This window comes from Rahnella laticis (genome assembly GCF_015644585.1).
In the GTDB taxonomy this organism is placed as follows: Bacteria; Pseudomonadota; Gammaproteobacteria; order Enterobacterales; family Enterobacteriaceae; genus Rahnella; species Rahnella laticis.
Genome location: NZ_JADOBI010000004.1, coordinates 415,177 through 436,139, shown reverse-complemented (window position 1 = coordinate 436,139; position 20,963 = coordinate 415,177). Strand labels below are relative to the sequence as shown.

Here is a 20,963-nt window from a genome sequence, read left to right as displayed (position 1 = left end):
CTATGTTTGGAAAAGGCGGCATTGGTAACCTGATGAAACAGGCCCAGCAAATGCAGGAAAAAATGCAACAAGCTCAGGCGGAAATCGCTCAGCTGGAAGTCACCGGTGAATCAGGCGCTGGCCTGGTGAAAATCACCATCAACGGTGCGCACAACGTGCGTCGCGTTGAAATCGATCCAAGCCTGCTGGAAGACGATAAAGACATGCTGGAAGATCTGATCGCTGCGGCGTTCAACGATGCAGCCCGTCGTATCGACGAAACTCAGAAAGAAAAAATGGCAGCCGTGTCTGGCGGCATGCAATTGCCACCAGGCTTTAAGATGCCATTCTGATGCAAACCAGCCCTCTCCTTGAATCTTTAATGGAGGCGTTGCGTTGCCTGCCGGGCGTGGGCCCGAAGTCAGCGCAGCGTATGGCATTCCAGCTGCTGCAACGCGATCGCAGCGGCGGAATGCGGCTGGCGCAGTCTTTAACGCGCGCCATGTCTGAAATCGGTCACTGTGCCGATTGCCGTACTTTTACCGAGCAGGAAATCTGTACGATTTGCGCCAATCCACGGCGTAAAGAGAACGGCCAGATTTGCGTGGTCGAAAGCCCGGCGGACATTCACGCGATAGAACAAACCGGTCAGTTTTCCGGTCGCTATTTTGTGCTGATGGGCCACCTGTCACCGCTGGATGGCATCGGGCCGGACGATATTGGTCTAGGCCGTCTGGAAGAGCGTCTGGAGAGTGAAAACATCCAGGAAGTGATTCTGGCGACTAACCCGACGGTTGAAGGTGAAGCGACCGCTAACTACATCGCAGAAATGTGCGGCCAGTATGGCGTGCTGGCGAGCCGTATCGCGCACGGTGTGCCGGTCGGTGGCGAGCTGGATATGGTTGACGGCACTACGCTGTCGCATTCTCTCGCCGGGCGCAATCCCTTCCGGTTCTGACTGTTATCGCCGGGTGCGCCTTGTTGCGCCCGGCTTTATTTCTGCTATCCCTCTGCATTTCTTCTTAAAAATTTTCCCTTATGCTTGAAAACTCCGGCCCATAACCCCACTTACTCCTCAACGTCTGATTTGGTCACTAACAGTATCTGGATTGAGGTAATTTGATGAGTATGAAAGGACAAGAGACACGCGGGTTCCAGTCTGAAGTAAAACAACTGCTTCATCTGATGATCCATTCTCTGTATTCAAACAAAGAAATTTTCCTGCGCGAGTTAATCTCTAACGCTTCCGATGCCGCAGACAAACTGCGCTTCCGCGCGCTGTCTACGCCTGAACTGTATGAAGGCGATGGCGAGCTGCATGTGCGTCTGGCGTTTGATAAAGAAAAACGCACCCTGACGCTGAGCGATAACGGCATCGGGATGACCCGCGATGAAGTCATCGACAACCTCGGGACTATCGCGAAATCCGGCACCAAGGCTTTCCTGCAATCTGTCGGCTCAGAACAGGCTAAAGACAGCCAGCTGATCGGCCAGTTTGGTGTGGGCTTCTACTCTGCCTTCATCGTGGCTGACAAAGTGACCGTGCGTACCCGTGCGGCGGGCGCCAGCGCTGAGGAAGGCGTGTTCTGGGAATCCGCCGGTGAAGGCGAGTACACCCTGGCTGATATCGAAAAAGCCGATCGCGGGACCGAAATTACCCTGCACCTGCGTGAAGATCAGGACGAATTCCTGGATGACTGGCGCGTGCGTTCCATCATCAGCAAATATTCAGACCACATTGCGCTGCCGGTTGAAGTCGAAACCCGCAACGAAGAAGACGGCACCGTGACCTGGGAACAAATCAACAAAGCGCAGGCTTTGTGGACCCGCGGTAAATCGGAAGTGACGGACGAAGAATACAACGAATTCTACAAACACATTTCCCATGATTTCAGCGATCCGCTGAGCTGGAGCCATAACCGCGTTGAAGGTAAACAGGAATACACCAGCCTGTTGTACATCCCTTCGCAGGCACCGTGGGACATGTGGAACCGTGATCACAAACACGGCCTGAAACTGTATGTTCAGCGCGTGTTCATCATGGACGAAGCCGAGCAGTTCATGCCGAACTACCTGCGTTTCGTGCGGGGTCTGATAGATTCCAACGATTTGCCGCTGAACGTTTCGCGTGAAATCCTTCAGGACAGCCGTATTACCCAGAACCTGCGCAGCGCGCTGACCAAGCGTGTTCTGCAAATGTTGGAAAAACTGGCGAAAGACGACAACGAGAAATACCTGCAATTCTGGAAACAGTTTGGTCTGGTATTGAAAGAAGGCCCGGCAGAAGACGGCGCGAACAAAGAAACCATCGCCAAACTGCTGCGTTTCGCCAGCACCCGCAACGACAACAGCGCGCAAACACTGTCGCTGGAAGAGTATGTGGCGAACATGGTGGAAGGTCAGGACAAGATTTATTACATCACCGCTGACAGCTATGCCGCGGCGAAGAGCAGCCCGCATCTGGAACTGTTCCGCAAAAAAGGCATTGAAGTTCTGCTGCTGTCTGACCGCATCGACGAATGGATGATGAGTTATCTGACTGAGTTCGATGGCAAAACCTTCCAGTCCGTCAGCAAAGCCGACGACACGCTGGACAAACTGGCTGACGAAAGCGAAGAGCAGAAAGAAGCTGAGAAAGCGCTGGAGCCGTTCGTTGAACGTGTGAAAACGCTGCTGGGCGATCGCGTGAAAGAAGTGCGTCTGACTCACCGTCTGACCGACACGCCAGCCATCGTCACCACCGGCGCGGACGAAATGACCACGCAGATGGCGAAACTGTTTGCCGCTGCGGGCCAGGACGCGCCTGAAGTGAAATACATCTTCGAGCTGAACCCTGAACACGCGCTGGTGAAACGGGCTTCTGACGTCACCGACGAAGCGCAGTTCAGCGAGTGGATCGAACTGCTGCTCGATCAGGCGCTGTTTGCTGAACGCGGTACGCTGGAAGATCCAAACCTGTTTATCCGCCGTATGAATACGCTGTTACAGGCGTAATCATCCGGTCTGTGTGAACAGAAACAAGAAGGGCGTCGCGCAAGCGATGCCCTTTTTTATGGGCGACATTTTGCCACCGGTCTGGTTTGCTTCTCCGGTTAATACGGGGTTTAACTCTCCTTCCCGAATGGCGTGTTCCTTGAGCAAAAGTGCTCAGAATGGTATGGTTGACCGTTTTTCGAGATTCATAAAAATTACATGCAAGGGGATTTACGCAATGCGTATCATTCTGCTGGGCGCTCCGGGCGCAGGTAAGGGTACTCAGGCTCAATTCATCATGGAGAAATTTGGTATTCCGCAAATTTCTACCGGTGATATGTTGCGCGCCGCTGTGAAGGCCGGAAGTGAGCTCGGCAAGAAAGCAAAAGAGATTATGGATGCCGGTAAACTGGTCACCGATGAACTGGTTATCGCACTGGTGAAAGAACGTATTCAGCAGGAAGACTGCCGCAACGGTTTCCTGTTAGACGGTTTCCCGCGCACGATCCCGCAGGCTGACGCCATGAAAGACGCAGGCATCAGCGTGGATTACGTGCTGGAATTCGATGTGCCGGACGAACTGATCGTTGACCGTATCGTTGGCCGTCGTGTACACCCTGGCTCTGGCCGTGTGTACCACATCCAGTACAACCCGCCGAAAGTTGAAGGCAAAGACGATGTCACTGGCGAAGAACTGATCACCCGTAAAGACGATCAGGAAGAAACCGTGCGTAAACGTCTGGTGGAATACCATGAGCTGACTGAGCCGCTGATTTCCTACTACAGCAAAGAAGCCGCTGCGGGTAACACCCAATACGTCAAAATCGACGGTACACAGCAGGTTTCCGCAGTACGTGATGAACTGGCTAAAGTTTTAGGCTAATCCTCACAAGTTCTGCACTATCACGGGGTGACTTCGGTCGCCCCGTTTGTTTTTCTGCAACCCGAAGTATGGCGGGCATTAATAACAATTCGCATTGATAGCTATTGCCGTTGTTCCGATCGTCTTTGTTTTCGTTACAATGACGTGCGCCACTTTGCCACGTCTCAGTTAAACGGCGGCGCCCATCTTTTCACACTGGCTTCAGGGCCTTCAATTTAGGAAATTCCGCATGACGCAGACCAAATTCGGTGTCCTTCTGGTCAATCTCGGGACACCGGAAGCACCAACTCCGCAGGCCGTTAAAAAATATCTGGCTGAGTTTTTGAGTGATATCCGCGTTGTGGATACCCCACGTCTGCTGTGGTGGCCTATTCTGAATTTCGTGATTTTGCCCCTGCGTTCACCGCGCGTTTCTAAACTGTATAAAGCGGTCTGGATGGAAGAAGGTTCGCCTCTGATGGTGTTTAGCCGCCGTCAGCAAAAGGCACTGGCAGAACGTCTGCCGGGGACGCCGGTGGAACTGGCGATGAGTTATGGCAAGCCGGGCATGAAAGAGCCGATTGAAAAATTGCTGGCGCAGGGCGTAACGAAAATGGTGGTTCTGCCGCTGTACCCGCAATATTCCTGTTCCACCAGCGCGGCCGTATTTGACGGCGTAGCGCGTGTGCTGAAATCCCAGCGTCGCCTGCCTTCCCTGAGCTTTATCCGCGATTACGCCACGCATCCGGCGTACATTTCTGCGCTGAAAGCCAGTATCGAACGTTCATTTGCTCAGCATGGTGAACCGGATCGTCTGGTATTGTCCTTCCACGGGATCCCGAAACGTTTTGTGGCTGAAGGTGATGATTATGAAAAACGCTGCCATGAAACGGCGCAGGCGCTGACCGAGGCGCTGCAACTGCCCGCCGGCAAAATTATGCTGACGTTCCAGTCGCGCTTTGGCCGCGAACCCTGGCTGACGCCGTATACCGATGAAACGCTGAAAGGCCTTCCGGCCCAGGGCGTTAAGCACATTCAGATTATCTGCCCGGGATTTGCGGCGGACTGTCTGGAGACGCTGGAAGAAATCAAAGAAGAGAACCGTGAGATTTTTATTCATGCAGGCGGCGAGCGCTTCGAATATATTGACGCCTTAAACGACCAGCCCGAGCATATCGATTTGCTGCAACAGCTGGTCACTCAGCACTTCTGACTGAAGCCTGAGCTTTTTGAATTTCCCGAGAACAATGAATGAAATTTCCTGGTAAACGTAAGTCGAAACACTATTTTCCGGTCAGCGCACGTGACCCTTTATTGCGTGATTCCATGTTGCAGGAGATGCAGCCGGAATCAGAAGGCGGCGCGTCTTATATCGTGGGTATAGACCAGACCATGGTAGATATTGAAGCGCGCGTGGATGAAAATTTTGTGGCCCGCTACGGGCTGACACCCGGCGAATCTAACATTCTGAATGATGATATGTCGGAAGCGCTTTATCAGGAACTGAGAAGTCATGATCTCATTTCTCATCAGTTTGCGGGCGGCACCGTGGGTAATACGCTGCACAACTATTCCGTACTGGCCGATGACCGTTCCGTCCTGCTCGGCGTGATGTGCAGCAACGTGAAGATTGGCGATTACGCCTACCGTTATCTGTGTAACACCTCCAGCCGTGTCGATCTCAACTACCTGCAAGGCGTTGACGGCGCAATTGGCCGCTGCTTCACGCTGATCAGCGATACCGGCGAACGCACTTTTGCCATCAGCCCGGGTAAAATGAACGAACTGCGCGCCTCAAGCGTGCCGGAAGAGGTGATTGCCGGGGCATCCGCACTGCTGCTGACGTCCTATCTGTTACGCAGCAAACCCGGCGAACCGATGCCGGAAGCGACAATGCAGGCGATTGAATACGCGAAAAAACATCAGGTACCGGTGGTCTTAACGCTCGGTACGCAATACGTCATTGCCGACGAACCGCAGGCCTGGCGTGATTTCCTGCGTGACCACGTTTCGATTCTGGCGATGAACGAAGACGAGGGTTTTGCGCTGACCGGCCTGAAAGACCCGCTGATGGCCGCCGACAAGGCGCTGGAGTGGGTGGATCTGGTGTTGTGTACCGCCGGGCCAAACGGCTTATTTATGGCGAGTTATACCGAAGAGGAATTCAAACGCACTACGCAGCATCCGCTCCTGCCGGGCGCGATTGCCGAATTCAACCAGTATGAATTCAGCCGCGCAATGCGCCGCGACTGCTGCCAGCAGCCGATGAAAATTTATTCGCACATCGCGCCGTATATGGGCGGACCGGAAAAAATCATGAACACCAACGGGGCGGGCGATGGCGCATTATCGGCGTTGTTACATGACATCGCGGCGAACGGATTCCACCGCAGTTCGGTGCCCAACTCCAGCAAACATGCGCGTGAGTATCTGACCTATTCGTCGCTGGCGCAGGTCTGTAAATACGCTAACCGTGTGAGCTATCAGGTACTGAACCAGCATTCACCGCGCCTGACGCGCGGCCTTCCTGAACGTGAAGACAGCCTCGAAGAGAGTTACTGGGAACGTTAAGTCAGTGTAACGGGGGGAACTCCCCCGTTACCGAACCTCTCGCTGTCGCCGCCTTAACCTGATTTCTGCCGGACGTTTTGGCCTGATAAAGCGCGTCGTCCACACGTTTAAACAGACGGGTAAAATCCTCTCCGGTTTCGTATTGCGCCACGCCAACGCTGACCGTAAGCGCCGGAAGATCCGGGCTGACCCTTTCTTCGACCGTTTTACGCAAAGATTCCGCCACGTGCATCGCGCCTTCGAGACCCGTCAGCGGAAGCAAAATTAAAAACTCCTCGCCTCCCCAGCGGAAAACCGTATCCGTTTCGCGGATCCCCGTTTCCAGCGTTCTGGCCAGCATCACCAGGGCATCGTCGCCTTTGTTATGTCCGTAACGGTCGTTTATGGCTTTGAAATGGTCGGCATCCACCAGCATCAGGCTGAAATTGTGCGTTCTCTGCGGGTTCTGCGTGCGGGCATTTTCCACCAGCTGCATAAACTGGCGTCGGTTCCCCACGCCTGTCAGCGGATCCAGCAACGCCGCGCGCTCGAGTTCCTGCTCAAGGCGTTTCTGTTCAGTGATGTCGTGAATGATGCACAACATCAGCCGTGTGCCGTCCACCACCACCGGCCCGGCGTAAGTCTGAACATGGCGCAGATTTCCGTCTGCCAGTTTATGTACAAACGTCAGGGGCTTATGGCCGCCGGGAAGGCGGGCAATTTCATGCATCACGGGCAACACGTCCTGGCCCATCGCATTGATTTCCCAGGTGTGTTTCATGCACATCTCATCGCGTGAATAGCCGTAAAACCGCGTGGCGGCCTGATTGGCATCGACAATCTGTCCGTTATTTTCAGGGGCGATAAGCAGCATCGGGGCGCTGTTGGTCTGGAAAAAGCGTTCATAGAAACCGCTTTCGTCACGCCGGTAAGGCTTTGTTTCATCGGGGAAAGGATTAACCACTGGCACGCTGGCAGACGAAGCGTACGAACCTTCGAACACGATGGCCGGTTCCTGTATCCCGAATTTCGCGAGAGAAAGGCGGCAACTCAGCGGAAATGCGCGGCCTTCTTTATGGATGGTCCAGATTTCAACAATCTGATCGCCTTTCTTCAGATTGGGCAGATAGGCTTCGAGAGATTCCTGGGAATAAACAGAGAACTGGCCGTTGCGCAGGGGCCCCAAAAGGCTGTTGCCTGCCAGCTTTCTTGCCGCGGTATTGGCAAAAAGAATGTGCTGACTGTGCGCCGAAACGATCCAGACCGGCGTACTTAAAATGTTTAACGTTTCCAGATGGGATAACAACATTGCGCCTACCGATCACTATTTGGCATAAACACAGAATACAGAGAATTGATTTGAATTCGAATATTTTTATAGAAGGGAGTTAAAGGAAAAATGCGCAGAGGAAAAAGAGGCTCAGTCAGTGTGCTGAGCCTCTGTTTTTTGCCCGATCAGATCGGGCAGAAAGGCCGTTTTTCTTCTTCAGTCATGATATCGATTTGCAGCATATCGATCATGCTGTTGGCGATTTCACGCTCGCCCATCACCACGCGGTCAGCGCCGCGCTCCATAATGTACGTAACTTCGTCGTCATAATGCGCGCGGGCGATAATCTCGATATTCGGGCGTTTGGTTCGGGCAGATGCGACGATTTCACCGGCTTCATAACCGTTCGGAATCGTCACCAGCAGCCAGCGGGCACAGTCAAGGCGCGCCAGATCCATAATTTCCTGATTGGCGGCATTCCCCAGCACCGTGCTGATCCCCTGTTCGCGCAAGGCTTCCACGCGTGGCCGGGAATTCTCGATGACCACCAGCGGAATACCGGCAGCCTGAAGCTTCTCGCCAAGCAGGCTTCCCACGCGGCCATAACCGACCAGCAGGGCGTGATTGCACAGATCAAACGGGATCTGTTTTTCGTCTTCCACCGCTTCTTCAACGCTCTGATCTTCGATGGTCTCGGTTTTTTCCAGATACTTTTCCAGCAAACTGAACAGCAGCGGGTTAAACATAATCGACAAGATTGCGCCCGCCAGAACCAGATTACGGCCATGCTCAGACAGCAGCCCCAGCGAAATGCCCAGGCCGGCGAGGATAAACGCGAATTCACCGATCTGCGCCAGACTGACTGAAATCGTCAGCGCCGTGCGCCGCGAATGCCCGAACATCTTCACCAGGAAGAAGGCGGCAATCGACTTGCCGAACACGATAATCGCCAGCGTAGCGACAACCGTCAGCGGTTCTCGCACCAGAATCATCGGGTCAAACAACATGCCGACCGACACAAAGAACAGAACCGCGAAAGCATCACGCAGCGGCAAGGTATCGTGCGCGGCACGCTGGCTGAGTTCGGATTCGTTCAGCACCATCCCGGCGAAGAACGCGCCAAGTGCAAATGAAACGTCGAAGAATTCGACCGCGCCGTAGGCGATGCCCAGCGCAAGTGCCAGAACCGACAGCGTGAACAGCTCGCGTGAACCGGTGCTGGCGGTTTTTGCCAGGATCCAGGGCACCACGCGGCGGCCGACAACCATCATCAGCACCATAAAGGCAATGACTTTGCCGATGGTAATCGCCAGTTCAGTCAGCAGGCCGGTAATGCTGGCGTGGTTGCTTTCAAGCATGCCGCTGAATGCCGGTAACAGAACCAGCGTCAGCACCATCACCAGGTCTTCAACAATCAGCCAGCCGATGGCGATTTGCCCGCGCTGACTTTCAATGAGTTGCCGTTCTTCCAGCGCACGCAGCAAAACCACGGTACTGGCGGTGGACAGACACAGCCCGAACACCAGACCGGTTGCCATGTCCCACCCGAGTAAACGCGATAAACCCATCCCAAGCAGCGTCGCTACCGCGATTTGCGCTACAGCGCCGGGAATGGCTATCGACTTTACCGCGAGTAAATCTTTCATGGAGAAATGCAAACCGACGCCAAACATCAGCAGTATGACGCCGATTTCGGCCAGCTCCGGTGCAAGAGAAGTATCAGCAACAAAGCCCGGTGTAAAAGGCCCGGCCAGCACGCCTGCGGCGAGATAGCCAACCAGAGGGGATATTCGCAGGCGGTTGGCGAGCATTCCTAACAGGAAAGCGAGTACCAGACCGCCGACGATGGTAGTGATGAGAGGCGTAGAATGATGCATTCAGACTCCTTCTGGTTATGCATGGCACAAATGTGTTGCAGATTGTTTCTAAGTTTATGGTAAAAATCGTTTACGCGTTGGTATTTTTTGGCCTTTTTTGCGCTAAATGCCCGACAGACCGAAAAAAAATTTCGAACGGACGATTTAAATGGGTTTTCGCGGGCGAATCTCAAGAGGCAACGGCTTTTTTTGCTGCCGATAAATGATTATCGGCAGCTGAAGGGAATGCTTCAGGCTTGTTTACGTTCAATATTTGGCAGGAATGCGGTCAGTATCCCCAGCAATGGCAGGAAGGCACAAATTTGATAAACCAGCTCGATGCTGGTTCTGTCCGCCACATAGCCCAGCACCGCAGCGCCGAGGCCGCCCATGCCGAACGCCAGGCCAAAGAACAGCCCCGAAACCATACCGACTTTTCCCGGCATCAGTTCCTGTGCAAACACCAGAATTGCCGAAAATGCCGAGGCCAGAATCACGCCGATAATGACGCTCAGAACGCTGGTCCACATCAGATTGGCGTGCGGCAAAAGCAGGGTAAATGGCGCGACGCCGAGAATTGACGCCCATATGACGTATTTGCGCCCAATCTTATCCCCAACCGGCCCGCCGATAATGGTCCCGGCCGCCACAGCGAACAGGAAAACGAACAGATGGATTTGCGCGTTCTGCACTGAAACACCAAATTTATGAATCAGATAGAAGGTGTAGTAACTGCTCAGGCTGGTCAGGTAAAAATACTTCGAGAATACCAGCACCAGTAAAATCCCCAGCGACATCGCCACAGTTTTACGCGGCAACACGGTCACGGTATTTTTCACCGGCCCGCGCTTTTTTGCGATCAGATGCTGCTGGCGATACCACTTACTGATTTGCAGCAGAACGACAATGCCGAGCAGCGCCGCCAGAGAGAACCACGCGACGTTGCCTTTCCCGTAGGGCGCGATGATTAACGCCGCCAGCAACGGGCCGAGCGATGCCCCAAAATTACCGCCAACCTGGAACAGCGATTGCGCCAGCCCGTGACGTCCGCCGGAAGCCATACGCGCCACGCGTGACGATTCGGGATGGAACACCGACGAACCTGTACCGACCAGCGCGGCGGCCAGCAGTACAACCGGGAAACTTTGCGCCACGGCCAGTAACAGCAGGCCCGACAGCGTAAAGCCCATGCCGATGGGCAGCGAATACGGCTGCGGATGTTTGTCGGTATAATAGCCAATCAGCGGTTGCAGCAGCGACGCGGTAATCTGATACGTCAGCGTGATCAGGCCAATCTGGGTAAAACTGAGTGAGAATTCGTTTTGCAGCAACGGATAGATCGCCAGAATCAGCGACTGAATCATGTCATTGAGCAGATGAGAAACGCTGATCGCCGCCAGAATAGAAAACGCAGTCTTTTTGACTGCGTCTTTCTGCGGGCTGTCTGGCGTGGCCGTATTGTCGGTCATAGCAGATGAACCTGTCTTATTTGTGCATATAGGAATGCGTGTCGGGAATGCATCGATATGGTCAGCCGGCTTTTGCGATCTCAGCAAACTGGCCTTTCAGTAAGCGGCAAAGATCGCCTGCCGCCAGTTCAAGATCAAGACCGCGTTTACCACCTGAAACATAAATGGTGGAGAAAGTCTGCGCCGGGCTGTCGATCACCGTCGGCAGCAGCTTTTTCTGCCCCAGCGGGCTGATGCCGCCCACCAGATAACCGGTTACGCGCTGCGCGATGGCCGGATCGGCCATATCGGCTTTTTTGGCGCCGAGCGCTTTGGCGACTTTCTTCAGATCCAGCATTGATGCCACCGGCGTAACGGCAACGGCGAGATTTTTGGGATCGCCATTCAGTGAAACCAGCAATGTTTTGTAGACCTGACGCGCATCCAGCCCGAGCTTTTTCACCGCCTCGTCGCCAAAGTTTGTTTCTTCGCTGCTGTGTTCATACGGGTGAAGGGTAAAACTGACTTTATTTTTTTCCAGGAGCAATACGGCAGGGGTCATACCTGTCTCCTTATTTTGCTTTTTTGTTCGAAAAAACGTCATCAGCTCAATCTGATGAAATTTAACAACAAAGTATCTTTATTACGCGGAGGGGAAATAGTAGAGCAATGAATGGTTATTGCCAAGACCCGCTACAGGTTGCTACCCTGTGCGCGCCGGTGCTGTGCCTGAAAAGGCTCGCACTGAAGCTATAACAAAAAAATGAAATTCCTCTTTGACTGGCCGGCCTTAAAAACCGGCCATTTTTTTATCCTTTCAGCAATTCCGGCAGATTCCCTTCACCATACAAATGCAGCGCGCCGACGGCGACCACGTAATTTCCCGGCGGAAGTTCGGAAAGCTGTTTTTTCCAGCGCACGTTGCGCTGATTCATCAGAATATCGTAGAGATCGTTGCTGAACGTATTCGGCAGCTGTTCAATCGCCAGCCCCGGTTTGGCATCAAGCCACCAGCTGATCATGGTTTGCAGCAATCGGGCGTTGGTGTGCCAGTGCGTCAGCGTGTCTTCGAGCAGCGCTCTGCCGCCGTCGGGCAGTTGCTGCAACAGTTCAAACTGTTCCTGCGGCCCTTCGAGTTCGATGACCTGCGTGTTCTGCTGCTTTGCCGATTGCAGCAACTGATAGTCGATGCCGTAATCCCCGCGCAAGCCCAGCCTCTGTGCCTGTGTTGCCTGCAACATCAGCGCGACCTGCCACGAAGGAAGCGGGTTCAGCGTCCACATAGAAACGCCAAGCTCTTCGCATAAGCGTTCAACGTGGAGATATTCGGATTCGGTCAGACGATCGGCCAGAGGCGGAAATTCACCAGACATGCTGAAAGGGGATTCTGTTCCGCTGATATCGGCTTCGACAATCAGGGCATCGGCTTTTTGCAGGCGGCGTAACAAAGCCGCGGGCAGCGGTTGCATATCCTGCGTGCCCATATGAATGCTGCCGACCAGATGCAGCGAGCGGTTGCCGGGAAGCCGGATATCCATGGCAGGATAGGAATACTCGACAGGAAACAGCCTGCGTAGCCAGCTGAAAGCCTGGTTGAAAAACTGCGCCATATCGCATGGTCTCCCGAAAAATGAGAGACCATGCTAACGCGTCAGCGTTTTAGCGAACAGAGGAAACGTCTTGTTTTTTCGGGGTAAAGCGTAAGAGGCGGTTTGCGTTAGTGACAACGGTAATGGAAGACAACGCCATCGCCGCGCCTGCGACAACCGGGCTGAGCAATGTGCCGGTCAGCGGGTAGAGCACGCCCGCGGCAACCGGAATGCCAATCACGTTATACACAAACGCGCCTAACAGGTTCTGCTTCATATTGCGCAGCGTGGCCTGCGACATCGCCAGCGCATCGGCAACGCCGTTCAGGCTTGGCCGCATCAGCGTGATGGCCGCCGTTTCAATCGCCACATCGCTGCCGCCGCCCATTGCAATCCCGACATCTGCCTGCGCCAGTGCGGGCGCATCGTTAATGCCATCGCCAATCATCGCAACCTGCTGGCCTTTGGCCTGCAACGCTTTAATCGCCTCGGCTTTTCCTTCCGGGCGTACACCGGCAATCACCGTATCGATGCCTGCCTGCGCGGCAATAGCTTGTGCCGTGCGCGGATTATCGCCGGTCAGCATCACCAGCTGATAACCGAGCTGATGCAGGCGTTGCAGCGCGGCAATGCTGTCACTGCGCAGCGGGTCCCGCAGGGCGAACAGCGCGGCAATTTCACCGTCTGCCGCCAGAAGTACCGGCGTTGCACCTTGCTCAGACATCGCTTCCAGCAGCGCATCGGCCTGCTGCGTATCGACGCCGTTTTCCTGCATCAGCGCCTGATTCCCCAGCAACAGCGTTTTGCCTTCTGCTTCACCGCGCAGGCCCAGCCCGCCGAGCGTGCGGAAATTCTGCACGTCAGGAATAACCAGACCTTCTGCTTTATCCACAATCGCCTGCGCGAGCGGGTGGTGCGAGCCCTGTTCCAGCCCGGCGGCAAAGCGGAGTGCCTGCTGTTCACTGACAGCGCCGAAGGTGTGAACATCTGTCACTTTCGGCTGGCCTTCTGTCAGCGTCCCGGTTTTATCGAAAACCAGCGTGGAGAGCGTACTGGCTTTTTGCAGGGCATCGGCATCACGAACCAGCACACCAAACTCAGCGGCGCGCCCGACACCGGCGGTAATCGACATCGGCGTTGCGAGCCCCAGTGCGCAAGGGCAGGCGATGATCAGCACCGTGGTGACGATCACCAGCGTGTACATCAGTTGTGGCTGCGGGCCGAAGAAATACCAGATTGCACCGCTGAACAGGGCAATAAGCACCACGACGGGTACGAAGACGGACGAGATCTTATCCGCCAGTTTGCCGATTTCCGGTTTGCTGCTTTGCGCTTCCCGCACCAGTTTGATGATGCGCGAGAGTGTGGTCTGGCTGCCAATCGCATCCGCGCGGAACAACACGCTGCCGTCTCTGACTAGTGTACCGGCATGCACTTTTTCGCCCTGAGATTTTTGTTGCGGGACAGGTTCGCCGGTCAGCATCGCTTCATCCATCCACGCTTCGCCGCTCTGGATTTCGCCGTCAACCGGAACGCGGTCGCCGGTGGTCAGGCGCAGCGTCATACCCTGCTGCACATCGGCCAGCGGCAGCGTTTTTTCGCCTTCCGGAGTCACCACGCGCGCCGTCGGCGGCGTGAGATCCAGCAGGCGTTCCAGAGCCTGTGACGAGCGCTGACGCCCGCGTTGTTCCAGCGCATGGCCGAGGTTAATCAGGCCGATAATCATCACGCTGGCTTCGTAATAAAGATGTCGTGCCTGCATCGGAAAGGCATCCGGCCAGAGGCTGACGGAAATGGAAAATATCCACGCCGCACCGGTACCGAGTGATACCAGCGTGTCCATGTTGGCGCTGCCGTGCATCAGGCTTTTCCACGCGCTGCGGTAGAAATGGCCGCCTGCGACAATCATGATCAGCAGCGTCAGCAGGCCGACAATCAGCCAGCCGGTCTGGTTGCTGGCGGTGACCATCATTTCACCGCCCAGCAATCCCCACAACATCAGCGGGATACCCGCCGCCAGCCCGACCGCCGCCTGCCAGCTGAAACGGATCATGCTGCTGCGCGCCGTTTGCTGCTGGCGCTCGCGGCGTCTGGTTTCATCAATAATGATTTCAGCGCCGTAACCCGCGCGTTCAACCGCCGCAATCAGGGCGTTCTGGTCAGCATCACCGCTGACCAGCGCACTGCGTTCCGCCAGATTGACCCGCGCACGTTCGACGCCGTTCACGCCTTCCAGCGCCCGCTGCACTTTACTGACACAGCTGGCGCAGCTCATGCCGCTGAGCAACAGCTGCACGCTGTCGTCAGAGGCTGAGGTTTTAAGAATGTGGTTTTCAGCCGGAACAGGTGACGCGGCCGCTGACAGGGGTTCCGGCAAAACACTCGCCTTATCGGTCAGCGGCTCAGATTTTGGGGACGCGTCTTCCAGCAGTTGTGCTTCATATCCTGCATTTACGACGGCGTCGATCAGGCTCTGACTGCTGGCGTCACCTTTCACAATGGCTTTATCCAGAGAAACTTCAACGGCGGTGGTGCCGTCAACTGCTTCGAGCGCTTTACGCGTTGAAGCCACACAATGCCCGCAGGACAGGCCTTGCAGAGATAATACGGTGGTGGTCATAGTGGTTTTCCTTGGGTTAACTTTCACTAAGGACAGAGGATAAACCTTCCAGCAAGGGGAAGGTCAAGCAACGGTTTCGCCTTACCGGTATTTTTCATTTTTCTCTCATTTACACTTTATTTAGAAATTCCCTTGCGGATTGGCTTATCGTTATATCCCGAATTATATAACGATGAAGGCTAAGGGGATTTTCAATGGCAAAAATGCAGACAACACTTCTGCTGATGGCGGGGTTAATGGCGGCGCAGGCTTCCCGGGCTGCGGATGATTTTCGCGTCACCTACGCCGGTTCGATGGGCGTGGTGATGGATAAGTATCTGGGGCCGGATTTTGCGAAGCAGAACAAGGTGAATTATCAGGGCCAGGGGCAGGGTGCGTATGGCATGGCAAACCTGCTGGCATCGAAAAAAGTGGTCGCGGATGTTTTTGTTTCCATCACGCCGGGGCCGGTTGAAATCCTGCAAAAAGCGGGCATGGCCGGGCAGGCGATCCCGGTGGCCAGCACCAGCATGGTCATTGCTTATAATCCGAAAGGAAAGTATGCCGAAAAATTTGCCGCGATAAAGGAAGGCAAAGCGGGCGCTGAGCCGTGGTGGAAAGTGCTCCAAACTCCCGGATTACAGTTCGGCCGTACCGACCCGGTCAGCGATCCTCAAGGCCAGAACATTATTTTCACCATGATGCTGGCTGAAAATTACTACAAACAGCCGGGTCTGGAAAAAGCCGTGCTGGGCGATGTACAGAATCCTAAGCAGATCTCGGGCGAAGGCGGTCTTCTGACCCGTCTGGAAGCCGGTCAGGTTGATGCTGCATCGGGCTACGAAAGCGCCACGATTTCCGCGCACCTGCCGTACATCAAACTGCCGGATGAAATTAACCTGAGCAATTCGCAGATGTCGAAAGACTGGTACAGCAAGGTGACTTTCAACGTGAAAGATTCCACCGGCAAAGAGAAAACGCTGAGCACGCAGCCGCTGGTCTTCTACGCGGTGGTGCTGAACAACGCGCCGCATCCGAAACTGGCGAAAGAATTTATCACTTACCTGCAAAGCGCCAAAGGTCAGAAGCTGTTTGAACAAAACGGCTACGACAAACCTAAAGGCGGAAACCTTTAAGTTGCGCGCGTCAGGAATGGCGGTTCCCGCGCTGGCACTGCTGATGGTGCCTTTTGTCACGCTGTTTTTCCTGACGCCGTGGTCAGATTTTCATCTGGCTTATGGCGACAGCCATGCGGTAGTGGTTTCGCTCGGCCTGAGTCTGATATCAGTCGGCCTGATTATTCTGCTCGGGCTGCCGGTCGCGTTCTGGCTGGCAAAAACGACCTCGCGCTGGCGCACTTTGGTGGAAGTGCTGGTGCTGATCCCGCTGCTGACGCCTCCGCTGGCGATGGGGATTTTACTGGTGTCGGTTTACGGGCCCTACGGTTCGGTCGGTGAAACACTTTCTGCCATCGGTATGACGCTCAATAACAATGCGCCTGCATTTGTGCTGGCGCAGATTTATGGGGCGTTGCCTTATTTCATTCTCTCGGCACGTGGCGCACTGGAAGCGGTGCCGCGCGATGTCGAAGAGGCTGCGCAGACGCTGGGCGCACGCCCTTTTCAGGTACTTATCCGGCTCACGTTGCCGCTGGCCTCACGCGGAATTGCCGCCGGGATCGCCATTGCCTGGGTACGGGCGATTGGTGAATTCGGCATTGTCATGGTGTTCTGTTATTTCCCGCAGGGTATTCCGGTCAAAATGTTTATCAACCTGCAAAACGACGGCGTGACGTCGGTGTATTCGCTGCTGTGGATCCTGCTTATCGTGACGTTACCGCTGCCCATGTGGCTGCTGATGCGCACCAAAAAACAGACCGTGCATTACAGCTGAGCATTTTCGTAAAACCGTAAAACCGTAAAACCGTAAAGCCGTAAAACCGTAAACGCGTATACTGTTCAGATAAAGTGCAAAAACAGGGCGACGCGGAGGCGAAATGAATATCAGTGATGTGGCGAAAAAAACCGGGCTGACCAGCAAGGCAATTCGTTTTTACGAAGAGAAAGGGCTGGTGACGGCACCGGCGCGCAGCGAGAACGGATACCGCAGCTATGCACAAAAACATATTGAAGAACTGACGTTACTTCGTCAGGCGCGGCAGGTGGGGTTTACGCTGGAGGAGTGCCAGGAGTTAGTGGCGTTATTCCATAATCCGGATCGCCACAGCGCAGATGTGAAAGCACGCACTTTAGAAAAGGCCGCCGAAATTGAGCGGCACATTGAAGAACTTCAGCTGATGCGCCAGCGCCTGCTGACGCTGGCGGAATCCTGCCCCGGCGATGACGGCGCAGACTGCCCGATAATCGATAATCTTTCTGGCTGTTGCCACAAACACTAACGTCAGGCGCTACTGCGCAGGGCGTTCCACGCGCAGCGTCGCGCCCTCGACACCGGTAATCACCACTTTATCACCGACTTCCAGCGGCGAAGCGCATGACGCCCGCCAGCTGCTGTCGCCGATTTGTACCCGCGTATACTGATTTTTCAGCGGTTCGAGCACGGTGGCGTAAGTACCTACTAACTGCTGTCCGCGCTGGTTCAGCGCCGAATTACCGCTGGTTTTGTCCGTGCGCTGATTCAGCCATTTCCACCACAGCCAGGCGGCGATAATGGTCAGAAGGGCAAACGCCACGCCTTGCCATTCCCACGGCAGCGGCAAAATCCACGTCACCAGCCCGACCAGCGCAGCCGCTACGCCACTCCACAGTAAGTAACCACTTGCTCCCACCAGCTCTGCCGCCAGCAGCAGGCCGCCTAAAGACAGCCAGAACACATGCGGACTTGCCATGAAATCGCGAAGCATTATTTGCCGCCTTTGGTTTCTTTCAGCAGCTCAGCAATCCCGCCAATGGAGCCCATCAGGCTGGTGGCATCAAGCGGCATCATGATGACCTTGCTGTTGTTCGCCGAGCCGATTTTGGTCAGCGCATCGGTATATTTCTGTGCCACGAAGTAGTTAATGGCCTGAACATCCCCGGCTGCAATCGCTTCAGAGACCATTTTGGTGGCCTGCGCTTCCGCTTCTGCCGCACGTTCGCGGGCTTCAGCTTGCAGGAACGCCGACTGACGCTCACCTTCGGCTTTAAGGATCTGCGACTGTTTTTCACCTTCCGCACGCAGGATGGCGGACTGACGAACGCCTTCGGCTTCCAGAATGTCGGCACGTTTTGTACGTTCCGCTTTCATCTGTGCGTTCATCGCAGAAATCAGCTCAGCCGGTGGACGCACATCGCGGATTTCGATACGCGTAATTTTCACGCCCCATGGATTGGTGGCTTCATCGACGATATGCAGCAAACGTGCGTTGATGTTGTCGCGTTGTGACAGCATTTCGTCGAGCTCCATCGAACCCAGCACGGTACGGAAGTTGGTCATGGTCAGATTCACGATCGCCTGTTCCAGATTGCTGACTTCATAGGCGGCACGCGCCGGATCAATAACCTGGATAAAACACACGGCGTCGATGGCGACATTGGCGTTATCGCGGGAAATCACTTCCTGAGAAGGGATATCAAGAACCTGTTCCATCATATTGATTTTGCGGCCAATGCGGTCAACAAAGGGCACAACCAGGTTCAGCCCCGGCATCAGGGTTTTGGTATAACGGCCAAAGCGCTCGACGGTCCACTGGTAGCCCTGTGGCACGATTTTGATCCCGGCGTAAACCACCAGCAGCGCCAGTACGATCAGAATAAGGATAGGAATGGGAATGAGGTCAAACATAGTATGAAACTCCTGTAAAACTGTGTCCTGAATATTCCGGCGGAATATTCGAGTAAAAACATGTCCCTGGCGCACTCACCGAAAGTCAGGCGCGTGCGCAATTGTCGCACAAATAACTAACGCGTCGTATTAATAAAGGATAGTTCAGGGGATAAAAGGCAGGGAAAAAGGCGAAAAAAAACGCACGTCAGGAAGGGGGGAGTGCCCGACGTGCGTAAGAAATTTTTAGCGTGAATCAGTACAGCAGGGAATATAACTGGCGACGATATTTAGCCGCCAGCGCGTCACCGGTACCGAGTGCCGCCATGATATCCATCAGCGTTTTGCGCGCAGCGCCGTTAGCCGCACCTAAATCTTTTTTCAGCGGAGCCATCAGCAGTTCCAGCGCTTCTTCGTTACGCCCGACCTGATGCAGTTGCAGACTGAGTTTAACCACCAGATCTGCGTTCTCAGGATCCTGCTGTAATTCCTGTTGCAGCAGCTGAATTTCAGGGGTGTCAGCCGCCTGTTTCAGCAGTTCAATCTGGGCAATCAGCCCCTGATAACGGGAATCTTTATCCTGCAACGGAATGGTTGCCAGCACGGCTTCCGCGTCGTCGGAGCGGTTGAGATGGATCTGGGTTTCTGCCAGCAGCAGCCCGATATCACTGCGCTGATGACTTAACTGCCAGGCCTCTTTCAGCAGCGGCAAAGCCTCCGCCGCGTTGCCTGCCTGCAACAGTTCCTGTGCCTGAGCGAGTTTCAGTTCTTCTTCTTTCGGCAGAACTTTTTGCAGCAATTCGCGGATCACTTCTTCCGGCTTCGGCCCCTGGAAACCATCCACCGGCTGACCGTCTTTGAACAGGTAAACCGCCGGGATAGAACGCAGGCCAAACTGCTGGGCAATCATCTGCTCGGCATCGCAGTCCACTTTCGCCAGAACCAGCTGACCGGCATATTCCGCCGCCAGTTTGTCGAGAATTGGCCCCAGTTGCAGGCAATGCTGGCTGCGCTCAGACCAGAAGTAGAACATCACCGGCACCGACATGGATTGTTCCAGCGTCTGATGCAGATTAGTTTCGTTGATATCGATAACAGTAGGTTGTGCAAGCATGGATCAGTTCTCTCTGCTTAAGGCTCAAAATCATTTAACGCTTTAAATATCAAATGGGGGCAGCTTTCACGGCTTCAACCCCCGGCAGCGTTTACTTAGCTGTTTCCGCGCAATATTTTGTCCAGCAAACGTGAAGGTAAAAGACGTTTCAGGACGGTGAGCGCATAGGCGACCAGCGTCACCGGATACCGCAGACGCGCCTTCGGGTTTTCTAAAGCATGGTGCAATTTCGGCAAAACGGCCTCCGGCGGCAGCGTAAAACGCCGCGCGATCCCCGGGTTTTCGACTGGCCGGTCAGCCTGTGACTGATTCACGTTAGCCGTAAAGTTGCTGCTCAGCGGGCCGGGTTCAATCAGGCTCACCTGAATGCCTGTGCCGTGTAACTCCATGCGTAACGTATCTGACCAGGCTTCGAGCGCGAATTTGCTGGCGGCGTAGGTTCCGCGGCCCGGCGTCGTCACCAGCCCCATCACCGAGCTGGTCTGAATAATGCGGCCTTCGCCGTGCGGCAGCATTGCGGGCAGTAAAAGCTGCGTCAGTTGATGCGTGCCGAACAGATTGGTGGAAAATTGTTGCTCAAACTGCTCGCGGCTGATGGTGTTCAGCGGGCCGTAAACACCATATCCGGCATTGTTGAACAGGCCGTAAAGACGATTACCGGTCAGCGCGATAACCTCCGCGGCGGCGAGCTCTACGCTGTGTTTGTCATCAAGATCGAGCGCAATGGTTTCAAAACCGAGCTGGCTGAGCGTGTCGATATCTGCACTTTTACGGCAGGCGGCCAGCACCCGGTAACCGCGAGTCCGTAAATCTTGTGCGGCAACCAGTCCGATTCCGCTGGAGCAACCGGTAATTAATACTGCTTTTTGCATAACTTTACCTGTGAGGTGTCCCTATTTTTTATGGCTGTGATTTACTAGGGAGTCGGGTGAAAAAGGTAACGTCTTGGTTTTAATCACGT

19 protein-coding genes are annotated in these 20,963 nt (G+C 54.7%); 9 read left to right on the top strand and 10 right to left on the bottom strand.

Features of this window, described 5'->3' with window-relative positions; all coding sequences use genetic code 11:
* Positions 1-2: 2 nt before the first annotated feature.
* The 6 genes from IV433_RS11525 to IV433_RS11500 all read left to right on the top strand — a co-directional run bounded on the left by IV433_RS11525 (position 3) and on the right by IV433_RS11500 (position 6,385).
* Positions 3-332, top strand: coding sequence for a YbaB/EbfC family nucleoid-associated protein (locus tag IV433_RS11525; RefSeq protein WP_013576599.1), 330 nt, complete (start codon positions 3-5; stop codon positions 330-332).
* Positions 332-937, top strand: coding sequence for a recombination mediator RecR (recR, locus tag IV433_RS11520; protein WP_095924987.1), 606 nt, complete (start codon positions 332-334; stop codon positions 935-937). The genes IV433_RS11525 and recR overlap by 1 nt, the downstream gene beginning before the upstream one ends.
* Positions 938-1,107: 170 nt before the next feature.
* On the top strand, positions 1,108-2,973 hold the full coding sequence (htpG, locus tag IV433_RS11515) for a molecular chaperone HtpG (RefSeq protein WP_195814344.1): 1,866 nt from the start codon (positions 1,108-1,110) through the stop codon (positions 2,971-2,973).
* A gap of 217 nt (positions 2,974-3,190) precedes the next feature.
* Complete coding sequence (gene adk / locus IV433_RS11510; protein ID WP_195814282.1) at positions 3,191-3,835, top strand: adenylate kinase; 645 nt, start codon at positions 3,191-3,193, stop codon at positions 3,833-3,835.
* A 229-nt stretch (positions 3,836-4,064) separates the two neighbouring features.
* Complete coding sequence (hemH, locus tag IV433_RS11505; protein WP_152327903.1) at positions 4,065-5,027, top strand: ferrochelatase; 963 nt, start codon at positions 4,065-4,067, stop codon at positions 5,025-5,027.
* Between the two features lie 38 nt (positions 5,028-5,065).
* The gene (locus IV433_RS11500; protein ID WP_195814281.1) at positions 5,066-6,385 is read left to right on the top strand and encodes an inosine/guanosine kinase; all 1,320 of its coding nucleotides are present in this window, start codon (positions 5,066-5,068) and stop codon (positions 6,383-6,385) included.
* Position 6,386: 1 nt separating this feature from the next.
* Here the strand turns inward: IV433_RS11500 and IV433_RS11495 are convergent, their stop codons facing one another.
* The 6 genes from IV433_RS11495 to copA form a co-directional block, all read right to left on the bottom strand.
* Positions 6,387-7,673, bottom strand: a complete 1,287-nt coding sequence (locus tag IV433_RS11495) for a sensor domain-containing diguanylate cyclase (protein ID WP_195814280.1) — start codon at positions 7,671-7,673, stop codon at positions 6,387-6,389.
* A 146-nt stretch (positions 7,674-7,819) separates the two neighbouring features.
* On the bottom strand, positions 7,820-9,511 hold the full coding sequence (gene ybaL / locus IV433_RS11490; RefSeq protein ID WP_195814279.1) for a YbaL family putative K(+) efflux transporter: 1,692 nt from the start codon (positions 9,509-9,511) through the stop codon (positions 7,820-7,822).
* 230 nt (positions 9,512-9,741) lie between these two features.
* Entirely contained in the window at positions 9,742-10,959 is a 1,218-nt protein-coding gene (locus tag IV433_RS11485) for an MFS transporter (protein ID WP_195814278.1), read from the bottom strand.
* 61 nt (positions 10,960-11,020) lie between these two features.
* Entirely contained in the window at positions 11,021-11,500 is a 480-nt protein-coding gene (gene ybaK, locus IV433_RS11480) for a Cys-tRNA(Pro)/Cys-tRNA(Cys) deacylase YbaK (RefSeq protein WP_195814277.1), read from the bottom strand.
* Between the two features lie 247 nt (positions 11,501-11,747).
* Positions 11,748-12,548, bottom strand: a complete 801-nt coding sequence (locus IV433_RS11475; RefSeq protein WP_195814276.1) for a TraB/GumN family protein — start codon at positions 12,546-12,548, stop codon at positions 11,748-11,750.
* A gap of 49 nt (positions 12,549-12,597) precedes the next feature.
* Positions 12,598-15,147, bottom strand: coding sequence for a copper-exporting P-type ATPase CopA (copA, locus tag IV433_RS11470; RefSeq protein WP_195814275.1), 2,550 nt, complete (start codon positions 15,145-15,147; stop codon positions 12,598-12,600).
* A 194-nt stretch (positions 15,148-15,341) separates the two neighbouring features.
* On the opposite strand from copA, the gene IV433_RS11465 reads away from it, so the two are divergent.
* From IV433_RS11465 to cueR, 3 genes are all read left to right on the top strand, one after another.
* Positions 15,342-16,262, top strand: coding sequence for an extracellular solute-binding protein (locus IV433_RS11465; RefSeq protein WP_195814274.1), 921 nt, complete (start codon positions 15,342-15,344; stop codon positions 16,260-16,262).
* Between the two features lie 16 nt (positions 16,263-16,278).
* Entirely contained in the window at positions 16,279-17,019 is a 741-nt protein-coding gene (locus IV433_RS11460) for a molybdate ABC transporter permease subunit (protein ID WP_195814343.1), read from the top strand.
* A 103-nt stretch (positions 17,020-17,122) separates the two neighbouring features.
* Positions 17,123-17,524, top strand: coding sequence for a Cu(I)-responsive transcriptional regulator (gene cueR, locus IV433_RS11455; protein ID WP_101075534.1), 402 nt, complete (start codon positions 17,123-17,125; stop codon positions 17,522-17,524).
* 9 nt (positions 17,525-17,533) lie between these two features.
* Here cueR and IV433_RS11450 read toward each other — a convergent pair whose 3' ends face one another.
* From IV433_RS11450 to IV433_RS11435, 4 genes are all read right to left on the bottom strand, one after another.
* On the bottom strand, positions 17,534-17,989 hold the full coding sequence (locus tag IV433_RS11450; RefSeq protein ID WP_101075535.1) for an NfeD family protein: 456 nt from the start codon (positions 17,987-17,989) through the stop codon (positions 17,534-17,536).
* Complete coding sequence (locus IV433_RS11445) at positions 17,989-18,909, bottom strand: SPFH domain-containing protein (RefSeq protein WP_152327915.1); 921 nt, start codon at positions 18,907-18,909, stop codon at positions 17,989-17,991. Before IV433_RS11445 ends, IV433_RS11450 begins: the two co-directional genes overlap by 1 nt.
* A gap of 235 nt (positions 18,910-19,144) precedes the next feature.
* Positions 19,145-20,002, bottom strand: coding sequence for a co-chaperone YbbN (locus IV433_RS11440; protein ID WP_195814273.1), 858 nt, complete (start codon positions 20,000-20,002; stop codon positions 19,145-19,147).
* 95 nt (positions 20,003-20,097) lie between these two features.
* Positions 20,098-20,874: an SDR family oxidoreductase gene (locus tag IV433_RS11435; protein ID WP_195814272.1), complete on the bottom strand. Its 777-nt coding sequence runs from the start codon at positions 20,872-20,874 to the stop codon at positions 20,098-20,100.
* Positions 20,875-20,963: the final 89 nt, after the last annotated feature.

Bases quoted from the DNA above. Each gene is read 5' to 3' on its own strand.
- IV433_RS11525 (WP_013576599.1), top strand. From the start codon at position 3: ATGTTTGGAAAAGGCGGCATTGGTAACCTGATGAAACAGGCCCAGCAA.
- recR (WP_095924987.1), top strand. From the start codon at position 332: ATGCAAACCAGCCCTCTCCTTGAATCTTTAATGGAGGCGTTGCGTTGC.
- htpG (WP_195814344.1), top strand. From the start codon at position 1,108: ATGAAAGGACAAGAGACACGCGGGTTCCAGTCTGAAGTAAAACAACTG.
- adk (WP_195814282.1), top strand. From the start codon at position 3,191: ATGCGTATCATTCTGCTGGGCGCTCCGGGCGCAGGTAAGGGTACTCAG.
- hemH (WP_152327903.1), top strand. From the start codon at position 4,065: ATGACGCAGACCAAATTCGGTGTCCTTCTGGTCAATCTCGGGACACCG.
- IV433_RS11500 (WP_195814281.1), top strand. From the start codon at position 5,066: ATGAAATTTCCTGGTAAACGTAAGTCGAAACACTATTTTCCGGTCAGC.
- IV433_RS11495 (WP_195814280.1), bottom strand. From the start codon at position 7,673: ATGTTGTTATCCCATCTGGAAACGTTAAACATTTTAAGTACGCCGGTC.
- ybaL (WP_195814279.1), bottom strand. From the start codon at position 9,511: ATGCATCATTCTACGCCTCTCATCACTACCATCGTCGGCGGTCTGGTA.
- IV433_RS11485 (WP_195814278.1), bottom strand. From the start codon at position 10,959: ATGACCGACAATACGGCCACGCCAGACAGCCCGCAGAAAGACGCAGTC.
- ybaK (WP_195814277.1), bottom strand. From the start codon at position 11,500: ATGACCCCTGCCGTATTGCTCCTGGAAAAAAATAAAGTCAGTTTTACC.
- IV433_RS11475 (WP_195814276.1), bottom strand. From the start codon at position 12,548: ATGGCGCAGTTTTTCAACCAGGCTTTCAGCTGGCTACGCAGGCTGTTT.
- copA (WP_195814275.1), bottom strand. From the start codon at position 15,147: ATGACCACCACCGTATTATCTCTGCAAGGCCTGTCCTGCGGGCATTGT.
- IV433_RS11465 (WP_195814274.1), top strand. From the start codon at position 15,342: ATGGCAAAAATGCAGACAACACTTCTGCTGATGGCGGGGTTAATGGCG.
- IV433_RS11460 (WP_195814343.1), top strand. From the start codon at position 16,279: ATGGCGGTTCCCGCGCTGGCACTGCTGATGGTGCCTTTTGTCACGCTG.
- cueR (WP_101075534.1), top strand. From the start codon at position 17,123: ATGAATATCAGTGATGTGGCGAAAAAAACCGGGCTGACCAGCAAGGCA.
- IV433_RS11450 (WP_101075535.1), bottom strand. From the start codon at position 17,989: ATGCTTCGCGATTTCATGGCAAGTCCGCATGTGTTCTGGCTGTCTTTA.
- IV433_RS11445 (WP_152327915.1), bottom strand. From the start codon at position 18,909: ATGTTTGACCTCATTCCCATTCCTATCCTTATTCTGATCGTACTGGCG.
- IV433_RS11440 (WP_195814273.1), bottom strand. From the start codon at position 20,002: ATGCTTGCACAACCTACTGTTATCGATATCAACGAAACTAATCTGCAT.
- IV433_RS11435 (WP_195814272.1), bottom strand. From the start codon at position 20,874: ATGCAAAAAGCAGTATTAATTACCGGTTGCTCCAGCGGAATCGGACTG.